Genomic DNA, 14,680 nt, shown 5'->3' with positions numbered 1-14,680 from the left:
AGTGATTTTCAGGCACCGGGCTGCGCATTAACATGGGCGCACTCTTCACCGCCCGGCCTGATGCATGTCCGAAAATACACCTCCCACAGCCCTGAAAGCGCGGCTGGCTGCCTTGGGGCAACCATTCCACGAACACCTGTGGGCGCAAATTAGCAGTAGCAACCCTGCCAACACCCAGGGCCCTGGGGAACCTGCCCTGCCCCCATCACTGGCGCATGCCAAAGCCTATTTGGACGCCGCCCACCTGCCTTATCGCTTGCACAACCATGTCACCCCCGATGAATGGGTGCATCTGGGTGCAAGGGCACTTCGCGATGAAAACTGGGCACTGGAAATCACCCCCAGAGACTCTTCCCCGGTACAAAAATCCAAATCGGCAGTGCAGGGCTTGCTGGATTTTTGGCAAACCCTGAGCCAAAGCCGTTGGCTCATGGATGCCATCCGTGAATCTTTACCCCAACTCAAGCCGGTCATCACAGCGTCGGTGCTGATTAACCTGCTGGCCTTGAGCGGTCCTTTTTTCTCCATTCAGGTCTACGACCGGATTATTCCCAATTCAGCTTACGCATCCTTGTGGGCACTGCTCACTGGCGTGGCCATCAGCTTGGTGTTTGAGCACACTTTGAAACATGCACGGCACACACTGCTGGAACATGCTGCCACACAGGCCGACATTCAATGTGCAAACCAATTGGCAAAAGCATTGCTGAACACTCGCCCCCAAAGCACCGACCCAGCCACTTTGCTGCAGCACCTGCGTTCTTTTGAGCAACTGCGTGAACTGGTGTCGGGCTTGTTTTTGGTTGCCCTAGTCGATTTGCCTTTCTTGCTGCTGTTTTTGGCCATTATCGCCATCATTCACCCCTTGTTTTTAATCATTGCCGGGCTTGCAACCGGCGCGGCATTGCTCGCGGTGTGGATCGCACACCGGCGCATGGCAGCCTCCAGCCAAGCGCACATGCAGTCTTCCCGCCATTGCCATTTGTTGTGGATCGACCAATTGGCCAACCTGGAACCCATTCAGAACTATGGTGTGCAATGGCCTGTTGCTGAAAAAATCGCGACGGCCCAGCTCCGTTCACGTCTGGACCAAAATACTGTTCGGAATTTGCTTTTTGACAATGGGCAATGGCTGCACTTGATCCAACAAACCAGCTGGCTGGCATCCATCGCGCTGGGTGTTGCCTTGGTGGTGGATCAGCACATCAGCGTTGGTGGACTGATTGCGGTCTCCATGCTCACCTTGCGCTGCTTTGGTCCCATCCAGAAACTGCAGAGTCAGTTGGTACATACGCAGTCTGCCCAAGCACATTTCATGGATCTTCATCAGTTTTTGAGCCAGTCCATGGGCTCACCCCATGCCCCACAGCACCCAGCCGACAGCGTGTTGACTCAACTGTCATCGGTATCGTTGGAGTCTGTTACAGCCCTGAAACCTGGCCAAACACTGGACACAGCGAGACGCGACAGCCACCTGCTGAAAAACGTCCACCTGAACCTGCAGGCAGGTGACCGGGTGGCCATTATCGGCGCCATGGGCTCTGGCAAAACATCCTTGTTGCGTGCGTTGGCTGCGCAACTGCCCCTGGCCCGCGGACTATTGCGCATCAACCACCTGGATCATCGGCAATTTCACCCTGCTGAACTAGGTCAGCACATCGGGATGGCGCACAACCCCCCTCACCTAATTCAGGGTACGTTGCTGGACAATATTCGTTTTTACCGCCAAAACATTGGCCCAGACGCTTGTGAACGCGTGTTACGGAGCCTGGGCGCACAGGCATGGCTTGCGTCACTGCCTGCAGGCTTGAACACGCCGATAGAACCCATGGGCGCCAATTTGTCATCCGGCCAGCGCCAATGGGTTTCCCTGGCTCGTGCGTTGTGCGGTAACCCCAACCTGGTTTTGCTGGATGAACCCACCGCGTGTCTGGATGCCCAAGCCGAGCAGGCATTCATCCACACCTTAAGCGAGCTTCCCGCCAGTTGTATCGTGGTGCTGACCACACACCGATTGAATCTATTGGGCTCCTGCAATCACCTGATTTTGATGCAAGGTGGGGAAATTCATGCACAGGGCGGACGGGCCGAAGTGCTGGCCGCGGCCCAGGCCTTAAGTCAGGGGGGAAAATCCGCATGAAATGGCCCAACACATTGAACTTGGGTGAGCTGCGCAAATGGCAACACAGCCTCAACCACGCCCGCCAAATGAACTGGAGAATCTCCATCGGCCTGCTGATGCTGCTGGTGTGGTCGGCCGTGGCCAAAGTTCCGCAAGCTGCCCAAGGAGAGGCGCGTGTGGTGCCCAGTCAACGTCTTCAGGTGATTCAAGCAGTCGATGGTGGCGTCATCACCGATGTGCTTGTTCGTGAGGGCGACGAGGTCAAGGCTGGTCAAACCCTGCTTCAGATTGACACCACCCGTTTTTCGTCGAGCCTGCGTGAAAAACAGGCGGTGGATGCATCCATGCAATTGCGTCAGGCGCGACTCAAGGCCCAATTGAACCGCAGCGGTTTTGAGGTAGAAGCGGACACCGAAAAAAACTACCCGGATATGGTGGCCCAAGAGCGCAAGTTACTGGACAGCAAGTTGCAGGAATGGCGGGCACAAACCGACATTGTTGAACAGCAACTGCAGCAACGCCAACGGGAGCTGGATGAAGCACAAAGCCGCGCAGCAGCAGCCAGGCAAACCTTGGCCAGTGCCCAACAGGAACTGGACAGCACCCGCCCGCTGCTAAAAAGCGGTGCAGTATCACCAGTGGAAGTGCTGCGGCTTGAACGGGATGTTGTGAAAGCCAAGGGCGATTTTGAAGGGGCCACCGCGCAAGCCAGCCGCCTGCAGTCTGCTGTTGCCGAGGCCCGAAACAAGCTGCAGGAAACCCGGTTGAAACAGGAAAACGAAGCGCGCACGGAGCTATCGGAGGTTAAAGCAAAACTGGCCAGCCTGGAACAAAATCAGATCGAGCTGTCAGACCGGGTGAATCAAGCCACGTTGAAATCTCCTGTGGACGGCTTGGTTCAACGTGTGCTTTACAACACCAAAGGCGCCGTGGTGCCAGCTGGAAAAGAGGTCATTGAAATTGTGCCGGTGGATGAGCAACTAATTTTTGAAACCCGCATCAACCCAAAGGATGTGGCCTTCATACGCCCTGACCAGCAAGCGGTAATTCGGGTGACCGCCTACGACTATGCTGTGTACGGTTCACTGGAGGGCCGCGTGGAATCGGTGTCTGCGGACAGCCTGACCGATGAAATGGGTCGGCCCTATTTTGTGGTCAAAGTGAGTGTGCCTCGAAAGGCCGTGCATTCCCGAATTCGCCTAATGCCAGGGATGGTGGCCAATGTCAGCATTCAAACCGAACAACGCTCTGTGCTGTCTTACCTCACCAAACCCATTCTGAGAGGCACCTCCGAAGCATTTACGGAGCGTTGACTTCCTCACAACGGGTTAACTCGCCCTCTCCACAACGAATCACCTGTTTGGCAGCCCGGTGGGATGGAACCAAACTCCCGCCTGGCCCACACACCAGACAGATGGACGGAGAGGACAAGCATGAGCGAGAAAACCCCACTACCCCTGCAGCATTGTGACCCCAGTACCCTGGGTATTGCCCGCAAGGCACCCAAGACACTGAAGAAGAAACCCGAGGTGGAATGGGTGGTTCAAATGGGCCCGTTCACCGATGGACACATCTCGGCACCCGAGCTGGTGCGCCCACTGGAAGGACCAACTGACTGGGTCATCAAGCCCAAAGATGGCACCATTCACCCACTGGATGCCGAACAAGCACCTGAGAAAGGTGTGATTCGCAAATACGTCACAGTGGGCGCTCAAGACCATGAGGTGCCCTCTGACATTCTGAAAATCAGCGATGGTTACGTGGTTGATCGGCGTCACGATGACATTCAACCCGAGCTGACCCAACGCGTGACTGAAAACGGTGGTCCACCGCCCAACACGCCCAATGAGCGGATCATCACCGAAATCATCACCAAGGAGACCCGAACTGTCGGTGAAAGCGATGGAGGAGATCCGCCGCCCTGCAAACCCTGCGATCCATGCCCACCCTGCGAACCCCAGGTACCCAGTTGCGAACCTCCCAAATCCGACTGTGATAACCACGTCTGCAAAACACCGATCGATGCGAAAGACGACTGCGCCAGCACTGAGGGTACCTGCCCGGTCACGATTGACGTGCTGAGCAATGACAAAGGATGTGGCGAACTCATCATCAAGAACGCCACTGCAGAGCATGGCACTGTTGAAGTGGTCAACGGCGAATTGAAATACACCGCCAAGGAAGGCTTTCACGGTCAGGATGTCATCACCTACACCATCGGCGACCATGGTTGCCTGACTGACAGTGCCCATGTGGTGGTGGAGGTGAAGGACACGGCCTGCCCGCCAGCCCAACCAGATTGCCCAGCCCCGATCACAGATTGCCCACCACAACAATCGGATTGCAAGCCAGAACCGGCGGATGTCTGCGACACCAAAACAACCAGCATGCATGACCAGCAATGGGACTCCAAGTCCTATGACGGCTGCATTTTGCACAACGCAGACGATCATTCCAACAGCATCCTGCATGCCAAAGAGGCTGCGAACTCAAACCTTGAACAGCACTTGCAATCGTGGGCCAATGCCGTGTATTCGGCTGACCACAGCATGGCCGCCTCACAACTGGCAGAGCAGCATGCTCTAGCCACCGCTTAATTTTATCGTCTTGCCCACATGTCCATGATTCGACACTTCGCTTTGAAAACACTGCCGCTTGCCGTACTTTCTGCTTGGGTGGTTCTGCATGACATTCCTGCGTTTGCGCAGCAGGCAGCCCATTCAATCCCATCTGGAACACCGGTTGAACAGCCTGCTTTAACCAACACGGAGGGTTTCTCCACCGCAGGGGAACCGACTCAACCAAACCCGCTTCGTGACAGCGTGGTCATCGGATTGGAAAACAACCCGACACTCAGCGCAGAGCTATCGGGGCTTTCGGCACAAATCGAAGAAGCCAATGTGAAATTTGGTGGCTTGTTGCCCACGGTTGACTTGCGGGGTTCAACTGGGCGAGAAAAGACCAAGATCGATACCGTGGGCTCGCGCACCTACAATGCCAATTCATACGGCATTGAAGCCCGTCAAAACATTTTCAACGGTTTTGCGTCGCAATCCCGATATTTGGCATCGTATGCCGATGCCATGCAATCGTATTACCGCTATTTGAACAAGGCAAACCAAGTTGCATTTGAAGCGTCCAGTGCCCACATTGATGTGTCGCGTGCGCAAGCGTTGGTCAAACTGGCTGAGCGCAATCTCAAAGTTCATCAGGACCTGATGAACAAGATTGATGAAAAGGTCAAGAGTGGCGTGGCCCGAGAGTCTGACCTGGAGCAAGCAAGAAGCCGATACACCCTGGCCTTGAGTAACCTCGCCACCGAAAAAGCCAATGCATTTACGGCGATGAGCAACTACCAGCGCATCACAGACCGGGTATGGCCCATCAACGATGAGGGTCAGTACGTACTGCAAGCCAATTTCGAGGTGGACAACATTGAGCGGCTGGTGTTTGCATTGAATACGCACCCATTATTGAGGGCAGCCAATGCGGCGATTGAGGCATCGAAACAGGCAGTGACCGCAGCCAGTGAGGGCTTCTACCCGAGAATCGATTTGCGGGCAAAAAGCGATGTTTACAGCAATTATTTGTCCACCTTTGACGAGCGTCAAATTTCATCGGTGGATGTGTTGGCCAGCATGAACCTGTATCGTGGCGGGGCAGACTCAGCCAGCCGGAATGCAGCCATTCACCGAAAAATGCGGGCACTGGATGACAAGTTGGTGACATGCCGTGCAATCCGACAAAATAGTCAGAATGCCCTCTTTGACGTCAACAGCTTGCAACGCAAGCAAAATTATTTGCGGGCACAAACCGATGCGATCGCCAAAGCCCGTGCCGCGTACGAGCAACAATTTGCCGTGGGCCGCCGCAGCTTACTTGACTTGCTCAGCGCAGAAAATGAGTACTACCAAGCCCATCGCGGGCTCATCAACATTGATGCAGACCTGAGTGTTGCCAAACTACGCCTGCTGTCGGCGACTGGGCAACTGATTGGCCTGTTTGGTGTGGATGACTTGGTGAAAGCTGGAGAGCCTGTAAAACGGCAAGTCATTCTCTACAAAGAGCAAAGTCAGTCCGGTGCAGAATCCGAGGGATGCCCGGCGGAATTGATCAACATCCAGGGTTTCCAAATGCCTGCCATCGGGTTTGATGATGCATTTAAAAAAGTGGGCAATGACCAACCCTCAAGCGTGCCGCAACCTTTGGTGCAGCAAGACGCAGCACCCGGTGTATTGCCCACCTTGCCAGTGAGCATGACTGCACAAGCCCCTCAAAAGCCAGCAGAGTCCGTTGACCCGGCCACAGTGTCCAAAAACCTGATTTCCCGAACCAGTGAATGGCTGAAGGCCTGGCAGAACAAAGATGTCAATGCCTACATTGCATTTTACGCACCGACGTTCAAACCGGAGCAAGGCAATTACGAATCCTGGGAAGTTAACCGGCGTGAACGATTAAGGTCTGCCGCGAAAATTGAAATTGACATGACCGATGTTCAGGTCGTGCCCAACTTTGACGATCCAACGGTCTACGAGCTGACATTCACGCAGAATTATCGTTCCAACAACTATCAGGAAAAATCGAAGAAAACACTGACCTGGAAACAACAGGGAGGACAATGGCAAATTGTTCGAGAGCGCAACGAACCATTGACTGGCACCTCGGCCAAGGCACCCGGCCCTGTGCAAAAGACCAGCAAAATGACGCAGCTTTAAAGACGCAGTTCGACCATGCAGGGGGCAAGCCGCGCCTCCTGCCCAACATACCCTAAGCCGGCATGGCGTGTTTCAACATTTCCAGCATGGCCAGCTTGTTCAGGCTCAACGAACCGCCCTCACGAAACACACCACAACCAGGCTGTGGCGAGCGGAAGGCATCCAAAGAATCGAATTCCCCGCCCTGTTCAACACCACCGTAAGGCACGCGGCTCGCCCTAATTACATCAATACCCGCCAGCAAACATGTCCTGAGAATGGGCACCAGCATTTCTGGAATGTTGCCATGGCCAGGTGCCGCGATTACCACCGATTGCACACCGCGCTTCAAAGCCGACTCCAGTGAGCGCAAGGGTGCAAGGCCTGGTGTGCAATACACCACCGGCACTTCCACTTGCTCAAACAATGGGGCATGAAAATCTGCACAAGCACCTGCACTGGGGCCATCCAGATCCATCATGTCCGAAAACGCACCGCCCAGCGGTTGCTCAAATGCCGCAACACCCGCGGTGCTCCATTTCATGACCTGATCAGCTGGAAGAAAACAACCATTCATGACCAAGCCCATTGGTGATGCACCCAGTTCACCGGTTAGGGCCAGGTGGACAGCTTGCCGAAGGTTGTCTGGGCCATCGGCATTGGGATGGTCTGATGGCAGCATGGCGGCCACGAACAAGATGGCCTTGGACCGCCATACAACTGGAATTGTGAGGTGCAAGAAGTAAAGCGCGTCTTCGACAGTGTCGGTGCCGTGCGTTACGATGACAGCATCCACAGTGGGGCTTTGCAAAGCCGCCAACACCGATTGTTGCAAGACCACCAGGTGCTGAGGTGTCAGGTCCTGACTGCCAATGCTGTACGGCTGTTCGACGGTCCACTGCGCCACGTTCAGCAATTCTGGCGTTGCCTGCAGTAGTTGTTCAGCACCCAATTGGGCTGCCGTATACGACCAAGAGGCCGGCGCCGTATTGACATGACTCAAACCCGCGATGGTACCGCCCGTGGCAATCAAATGAAGCCGCGGTAAAGTCATGGTGCCAGCCCTTCGTCATCATCCGGCTCTGCACCGGCAGAACCGTCGTCGCCGTGCCCCACCCCCAGAATTTGAATCGCCTCTTGTTCTGGCAGCATGTCCAGCCCTTTCAGCTTGCGCTGCATAACACGTGAACGCTGTTCGGCACCTTCAATATTGCGAGCAGCCCGTTCAAGGGTGTCTTTGGTTTTGGCAAGTACATCGCCAAACTTGCCAAATTCGGTTTTTACAGCACTCAAAATGGTCCACACCTCGCTGGAACGCTTCTCGAGGGCCAGCGTTTTAAAGCCCAATTGCAAGGCATTGAGCAAGGTGGTGAGGGTAATGGGACCAGCCACGGTCACCCGATGAACCCGCTGCAATTCATCCACCAACCCAGGACGCTTCACCACTTCGGCATACAGCCCTTCGGTGGGCAAAAAGAGAATTCCAAAGTCGGTGGTGTACGGTGGGGCCAGGTATTTTTCAGCAATGCTTTTGGCTTCCAGACGAACAGCCTGCTCCAAGGCTTTGGAAGCCGTTGCCACGCCATCGGCATCGGCGCGATCAAAGGCTTCCAGCAAACGCTCATATTGCTCTTTGGGAAATTTGGAGTCGATGGGCAACCACACGGGTTTGTCATCTTCTTTGCCTGGTAATCGGACCGCAAATTCAACAATATTGCTGCTACCGGGCACCGGTTTGATGTTTTGGCCAAACTGTGCAGGCGTCAACATTTGCTCCAGCAGCGCCTGCAGTTGCACTTCACCCCAGGTACCCCGCGTTTTGACGTTGGTCAGAACCCGCTTTAAATCACCCACGCCTGTGGCGAGGCTTTGCATTTCACCCAACCCTTTGTAAACCTGTTCAAGTCGATCGCTCACCTGCTTGAACGACTCACCCAGTCGTTGCTCGAGTGTTGCATGCAGCTTTTCATCCACCGTGCGACGCATTTCCTCCAGCTTGCCTGCATTGTCCTGTTGAATGTCCTTCAGCTTTTGCTCCAACGACAAGCGAATTTGGTTCAATTGGTCGTTGATGAGTGCATTGGTGCGGTGAAGGATTTCAGCAAACTGGTTCAAACGTTCAGCCTGCAATTGCGAGCCTTGGGAAAACTGGTTGCCCACCACAGTTTGCAAACCCTGCAACAATTGTTGAGTTTCGCCGCGCTGTTGGGCCAAGTTAACCTGCATGCCTTCTGCCTGCCGATTCAGGCGTGCTTCCAGATCCAGCCCCATTTGGTGCAATTGCTTGGCCATTTCATCGGCTTGAAAACGCTGCTGTGCAAGCGCATGGCGGGCTTCTGACAAATCGGCCTGGAGGGTTTGCAGGGGCAATTGCACAGCATCGGCCACAGCGCCTTGACTGCGGCGCCACAGTACCCACAGTCCCACAAGCTGTATCAAACTCAACACCAGCAAAACGGGCAGAAGCCAATCCATGTTGCCGTTGCTCATTGGACGTCTTCGCCTTTGATGGTGATGCCCGGAATGCCGTTGCGGCCAGGCTCATTTGATGCGCCTGTGGTGCTGCCCACCTTGGCAGAGCCCGGGGGGTCGGCCTGATTGCGCATCCAGTCTGCAGTTCTGAAAAACGACATCATCAGACCCTCGATAACCCGCTCGGGCAATTCAAGCACCCGCAATGCGTGCACCATGCACAACAACCACTGATCACGCTCGCTGCTGGCAATCGGAAACGGCATGTGGCGCATGCGCAGGCGGGGGTGACCAAACTGTGGGCTGTACAGGTCTGGCCCGCCCAACCAACCGGACAAAAACAGGTAAAACTTTTCACGTGAATGGTCAAGGTTGGCCGGATGCAGGCGACGGATGACTGCATAGGCGGGATTTTGGTCCATTTCGTCGTAGAACGTGTCAACCAACCGACGCACATTGTCCAATTGTTCGTCGGTGGTGCTGCCGAAATAGACGATGGGCGGCTGGGATGGAGCAGGCTGGTTGCTGGATGATTCAGTGGTCATTCGGATGGATTGTGTGCGTCAATGGACTCTATTGTAGACGATCCCCACTGGGCCACCCGCACTACACCCACCGCAGCGTCTGCATCACGGGTGCATTGCAAACACGGCGTACAGACCAAGCCCCAAACATCACAGACACGGCGATTCCACCCGACACCCCGGCGAAAACATACAGTGGAGACACTGTGTAATCAAACTCAAACACGAAGCGAGCCACACCCCAACCCAGACCCTGTGCAGCCAAAGCCGCCACCAAACCCGCCAGCCCGCCCAGAAGGGCCAGCTCCACCCATGCAGCCCGCTGCAATTGGGCACTGGAAGCCCCAATGGCACGGTACAGCGCCGACTCGCGCAAACGGCTGCGAACACCGGTCAGCACACACGCCACAACCACCAAGCCCCCGGCGGCCACCGTGAACAAAAACACAAACTGCACAGCCCGGCTGACCTGGGCCAAAATATTTCGAAGCTGGCCAATGATGAGGGCCGTGTCCAGCACGGTGAGGTTGGGATACTCGCGAACCAATTGACGGGACACCGCCACCGCTTGATCGGGCGGCAGGTAGACCGACGTGATCCAGGTTTGCGGGAAATCCTTCAACACGGCGCTGGGGAAGATCACATAAAAGTTCACTTCCATGGAATCCCATCGAAGGTCGCGAATACTGGTCACTTTGGCGTGCAAGGGCGAACCCGCCACATCAAAATCAAGCATGTCGCCGAGCTTCAGCCCCAATCGCTCAGCCATGCCTTTCTCCAGTGAAACTTCAGGCCCCGACTGGCCCTTGGGGTCAAACCACTGGCCTGCCTGAATGCGATTGTGACCGGGTAGTTGATCGGTAAAACTGAGATTGAACTCGCGTTGAACCAGGGCTTGCGCCCGTTGGTCGGTGTAAGTGTCTGCGGTGATGGTGTGTTGATTCACGGCAGTTAAGCGACCTCGAACCATGGGGTACAGCCTGACAGGTCCATCGCTGGCGGTGCTTAGCGCAGAGCGCACACCCGCCACTTGGTCTGGCTGAATATTGAACACAAAGCGGTTGGGCGCATGGTCTGGAATGACTGCACGCCATCGGTCGAGCAAATCCCCCTGCACCACTGAGAGCATGAGCAACGCGCTCAACCCCAGGGACAAAGCCACCCCCTGGACCACCAACAGACCAGTGCGACGTGCCATGCTTTGGAACACGTCGATTCGAGCTGTGCGCTGCGCCACAGTCCGACTGGTGATGTACAGCCCTTTGAGCAACGCCCAAAACACGCCTGCAAAAACAGTCGACGTGAACAGAAAACCGCCGAACAGCAACAAAGCCAATGTTCGATTGTTGACCATGAGCAAACACACCAGCAACGCAGCCAATACGCCGAGGGCAACAGAACCCAGCAGTTGACGGCGGCCCGTGGGCAGCGGCCGAGCCCTTAACACCGCGATGGCGGGTGACTGCAATGCAAACCAAGTGGGTGCAGCACCAAACCCCAACAGCAAAACAGCCGACAGCACCATACCCAATGGTAAAAAATACAAACCCGCCAGCGGAAGCTCGACCGTGATCAGCCCCGACAGCAAAGCCATGAGGCCCCAGTGTGCCAACCAACCTAGACCAACGCCCAGTAGGCCTGTGAGCAATGTGAGCACTGCCAGGCCCGCCAACTGCAGACGTAGCAAATGCCGGGGCGTGTAACCCAAACTTTTGAGCAGCGACAACTCCTCCGCTTGCTCACGGGCAAACAGATGCGACACCAAGGCGATGCCAACGCAGGCCACCAGCGTGCCAATCAATGCGGCCATGGAGAGAAAATCACGGGCGCGAGTCAGTGTGCCGTTGACCTCAGGTCGGCCTTTGGCAAGGCTCTCCAGTTCCTCTTGAGGACTGAGCAGCGGTTTGAGTTGTATGGCGAAAGAGTCCAGCGTACCGGCAGGACCCACAAAATAGGTTCGCCACGTTGCACGGGACCCCATGCCGAGCAAATGCGTTGCCTCGAGGTCTGCCTGATTGAACATCACCCGGGGCGCAAAGTTCACAAAGCCACCACCCCGATCGGGTTCGACCAGAATGACACGGGTAACGGGCAACTGAACATCGCCAACACTGAGAAGATCACCCAGACTGAGGTTGAGGCTGCCCAACACCCCTTGATCCACCCAAACCTCGCCCGGCTCTGGACCACTCGGTGTGTCAACCACACCACCGTCTACACTTTGGGTTTTGAGAAGACCGCGAAGCGGATAAGCGCCACCCACCGCTTTCATGGACACCAACAGGTCTGTTTTCTCCGACGGCAGCACGCTGGGAAACTCGACACTTTCGGCTTTCTTCAGGGTGTTGAACGGTGTTTGCTGTGTCAGCGCTTGCCAAGGTGAATTAACCGGGTTTCGTTTGGTTTCAATGACGAGATCACCACCCAACATTTGGGCAGCGTCACGCAACAAGGCGGCTTCGATTCGGGCTGAGAAGACACCCACCGAGGCAATGGCCGCCACCGCGAGCACCAATGCCGCAAATAAAATGCGAAACGATGCGCGACGGCTTTGCTGAAGCCAATACGTGGAAAACGACAAAGAAGCCATGCCTGAAATAATGGAATACAACAATGAACCAGTGTAGGACATGAAGCGATATGGACGGTTCCACGTGATGCGCTGCAATACAGGAATTTGCGGCATACAGGGCCGCAAGCCGAAAAAAAAATGACCGACCGTGCTAATTTGAGTAGAGATTCAAAATTTTTTGGTTACTGCGAAGTAACATAGATTCTATTAATTACAAAAAATTGCCGATTTTTTAGGAGACGGTAACGTGTCAGATGCATTTCCCATTCTGAATTCACCCCTGGACCTGGGCTTCACCACCCTGCGCAACCGCATCATGATGGGCTCAATGCACACAGGCATTGAGGACAAGTACAAGGACTTTGACAAGCTCGCCGCCTACTTTGAAGCCCGCTCCAAAGGGGGCACAGCGCTGATCGTCACAGGCGGCTTTTCGCCCAACCTGGAGGGTTGGCTGTACCCGTTCGCCTCGAAAATGAGCAGCAAAGGAGCCATCAAACCCCACCAAAAAATCACCGAAGGCGTGCACAAACACGGCGGGAAGATTGTCATGCAGCTGCTGCATGCAGGCCGTTATGCATACCATCCGTTGAGCGTGTCCGCATCCAATATCAAGAGCTCCATCAACCCATTCAAGCCCCGTGAAATTGGCGACTTTGGCATTCGCCGCACCATCGCTGCATTTGCAAAAGCCGCGAAACTGGCCCAGGAGGCTGGCTACGACGGTGTGGAGGTGATGGGCTCGGAAGGTTATCTGCTCAACCAGTTTATTTGCAAACGCACCAACCGCCGCACCGACCGCTGGGGCGGCAGTGTTGAAAACCGCGCACGACTGTCGGTTGAGATTGTTCGCCGCATTCGCGAGACAGTGGGGCCCAACTTCATCATCATCTACCGCCATTCGCTGTTGGACCTGGTTGAAGGTGGCAACACCTGGGACGAGGTGGAATACATTGCCAAAGCGGTGCAGGATGCGGGTGCCACCCTGCTGAACACCGGCATTGGCTGGCATGAGGCCAAGGTGCCCACCATTGTCACCTCGGTGCCCCGCGCCGCATTTGCCGAGTTGACCGCTCGCTTGAAAAAAACCCTACGCATTCCGGTGATTGCATCCAACCGAATCAACAAACCGGATGTGGCCGAAAAGCTGCTGGCATCCGGCCAGTGCGACATGGTGTCCATGGCCCGCCCATTGCTAGCCGACCCGGAATTCGCCAACAAAGCCAAAGAAGGCCGAGCCGACGAAATCAATGTGTGCATTGCCTGTAACCAGGCTTGCCTGGACCATGCGTTTGGCGGCAAGCGGGTGAGCTGCCTGGTGAACCCGCGCGCCTGCCATGAAACCGAAATTGTGGATGCCCCCCTGACCCGCAAAAAGAAGATTGCCGTGGTGGGTGCAGGCATGGCCGGTTTGGCAGCCTCCATCGAAGCGGCGCGGCGTGGCCACACCGTGGTGCTATTTGAACAAAGCGGCCAGATTGGCGGCCAGTTCAACATGGCCAAAGTGATTCCCGGAAAAGAGGAGTTTTACGAGACACTGGTTTACTTCGATGCGATGCTGAAGAAAACCGGCGTGACCGTGAAATTGAACACCCGCGTAACACCAGAGCTCATTCGCGACGGTCAGTTTGACGAGGTGATTTTGGCCACAGGCATCAAACCCCGAACCCCCGGCATTGAGGGTGTGGACCACCCCAAGGTCATGAGCTACATCGACGTGTTGCTGCACAAAAAGCCTGTGGGCCAAAAAGTGGCCGTCATTGGTGCCGGCGGCATCGGCTTTGATGTGTCGGAATACCTGACGCACGATTTCTCGCACCCATCCCCAACGCTGGACCTGGAAAGCTGGAAGAAAGAGTGGGGCATCACCTTTGACCCCAACAATGCCGGTGGCATTGACCGCGTCATGCCACAGCCGCCTGCGCCTGCCCGGGAAATTTGGCTCTGCCAGCGCAAAGATGAGCCCCTGGGCAAACGCTTGGGCAAAACATCGGGCTGGGTGCACAAGGCCAGTTTGAAAAGCCGCAAAGTGCATTTCATGCAAGGCGTGGAATACCTGAAGATTGACGACCGCGGCCTGCACATCATGAGTGCGCACGGGCCCGAAATTCTGGAGGTGGACAACATCATTGTTTGTGCCGGTCAAGACCCGCTGCGCGACATGGAAGAACCTTTGAAAGCCTTGGGTATCCCCGTGCACCGAGTGGGTGGTGCCGATGTGGCTGCTGAGCTGGACGCCAAGCGGGCCATTAACCAGGCAACTCGACTTGCCGTGACCCTTTAATTGCAGCACTTA

Annotated in this window: 8 protein-coding genes and 1 pseudogene; 5 read left to right on the top strand and 4 right to left on the bottom strand. The window is 55.6% G+C overall.

Annotation, left to right across the window (positions count from 1 at the left end; translation table 11 throughout):
• Positions 1-64 precede the first annotated feature (64 nt).
• The 4 genes from NQT62_RS05525 (at position 65) to NQT62_RS05510 (ending at position 6,837) form a co-directional block, all read left to right on the top strand.
• Positions 65-2,140 carry a peptidase domain-containing ABC transporter gene (locus NQT62_RS05525; protein WP_256763664.1) on the top strand — a complete coding sequence of 692 codons (2,076 nt, stop codon included), beginning with the start codon at positions 65-67 and terminating at the stop codon, positions 2,138-2,140.
• Positions 2,137-3,435 carry an HlyD family type I secretion periplasmic adaptor subunit gene (locus NQT62_RS05520; RefSeq protein ID WP_256763663.1) on the top strand — a complete coding sequence of 433 codons (1,299 nt, stop codon included), beginning with the start codon at positions 2,137-2,139 and terminating at the stop codon, positions 3,433-3,435. Before NQT62_RS05525 ends, NQT62_RS05520 begins: the two co-directional genes overlap by 4 nt.
• A gap of 120 nt (positions 3,436-3,555) precedes the next feature.
• Entirely contained in the window at positions 3,556-4,719 is a 1,164-nt protein-coding gene (locus NQT62_RS05515) for an Ig-like domain-containing protein (RefSeq protein WP_256763662.1), read from the top strand.
• 18 nt (positions 4,720-4,737) lie between these two features.
• On the top strand, positions 4,738-6,837 hold the full coding sequence (locus NQT62_RS05510) for a TolC family outer membrane protein (RefSeq protein WP_256763661.1): 2,100 nt from the start codon (positions 4,738-4,740) through the stop codon (positions 6,835-6,837).
• A 52-nt stretch (positions 6,838-6,889) separates the two neighbouring features.
• Here NQT62_RS05510 and NQT62_RS05505 read toward each other — a convergent pair whose 3' ends face one another.
• The 4 genes and pseudogenes from NQT62_RS05505 to NQT62_RS05490 all read right to left on the bottom strand — a co-directional run bounded on the left by NQT62_RS05505 (position 6,890) and on the right by NQT62_RS05490 (position 12,498).
• Entirely contained in the window at positions 6,890-7,870 is a 981-nt protein-coding gene (locus tag NQT62_RS05505; RefSeq protein ID WP_256763660.1) for an asparaginase domain-containing protein, read from the bottom strand.
• Positions 7,867-9,306 (bottom strand): DNA recombination protein RmuC, encoded by a 1,440-nt coding sequence (gene rmuC / locus NQT62_RS05500; RefSeq protein WP_256763659.1) that lies wholly within the window; start codon positions 9,304-9,306, stop codon positions 7,867-7,869. The genes NQT62_RS05505 and rmuC overlap by 4 nt, the downstream gene beginning before the upstream one ends.
• Before the next feature lie 104 nt (positions 9,307-9,410).
• Positions 9,411-9,833, bottom strand: a pseudogene (locus tag NQT62_RS05495) (group II truncated hemoglobin); the annotation flags it as partial.
• A gap of 61 nt (positions 9,834-9,894) precedes the next feature.
• Positions 9,895-12,498, bottom strand: a complete 2,604-nt coding sequence (locus tag NQT62_RS05490) for an ABC transporter permease (RefSeq protein WP_256763657.1) — start codon at positions 12,496-12,498, stop codon at positions 9,895-9,897.
• Between the two features lie 133 nt (positions 12,499-12,631).
• Between NQT62_RS05490 and NQT62_RS05485 the strand changes: the two genes are divergently transcribed.
• The gene (locus NQT62_RS05485; protein ID WP_256763656.1) at positions 12,632-14,668 is read left to right on the top strand and encodes an oxidoreductase; all 2,037 of its coding nucleotides are present in this window, start codon (positions 12,632-12,634) and stop codon (positions 14,666-14,668) included.
• The last annotated feature ends 12 nt before the right edge of the window (positions 14,669-14,680 follow it).

Source organism: Limnobacter humi, from assembly GCF_024518835.1.
GTDB lineage: Bacteria > Pseudomonadota > Gammaproteobacteria > Burkholderiales > Burkholderiaceae_B > Limnobacter > Limnobacter humi.
Note: the sequence above shows the minus strand (reverse complement) of the source record. Positions and strands in the feature narration are given on the sequence as shown.

Excerpts from the sequence above, each read along its gene's own strand:
- NQT62_RS05510 (WP_256763661.1), top strand. The coding sequence starts at position 4,738 with ATGTCCATGATTCGACACTTCGCTTTGAAAACACTGCCGCTTGCCGTA.
- rmuC (WP_256763659.1), bottom strand. The coding sequence starts at position 9,306 with ATGAGCAACGGCAACATGGATTGGCTTCTGCCCGTTTTGCTGGTGTTG.
- NQT62_RS05525 (WP_256763664.1), top strand. The coding sequence starts at position 65 with ATGTCCGAAAATACACCTCCCACAGCCCTGAAAGCGCGGCTGGCTGCC.
- NQT62_RS05490 (WP_256763657.1), bottom strand. The coding sequence starts at position 12,498 with ATGCCGCAAATTCCTGTATTGCAGCGCATCACGTGGAACCGTCCATAT.
- NQT62_RS05515 (WP_256763662.1), top strand. The coding sequence starts at position 3,556 with ATGAGCGAGAAAACCCCACTACCCCTGCAGCATTGTGACCCCAGTACC.
- NQT62_RS05520 (WP_256763663.1), top strand. The coding sequence starts at position 2,137 with ATGAAATGGCCCAACACATTGAACTTGGGTGAGCTGCGCAAATGGCAA.
- NQT62_RS05505 (WP_256763660.1), bottom strand. The coding sequence starts at position 7,870 with ATGACTTTACCGCGGCTTCATTTGATTGCCACGGGCGGTACCATCGCG.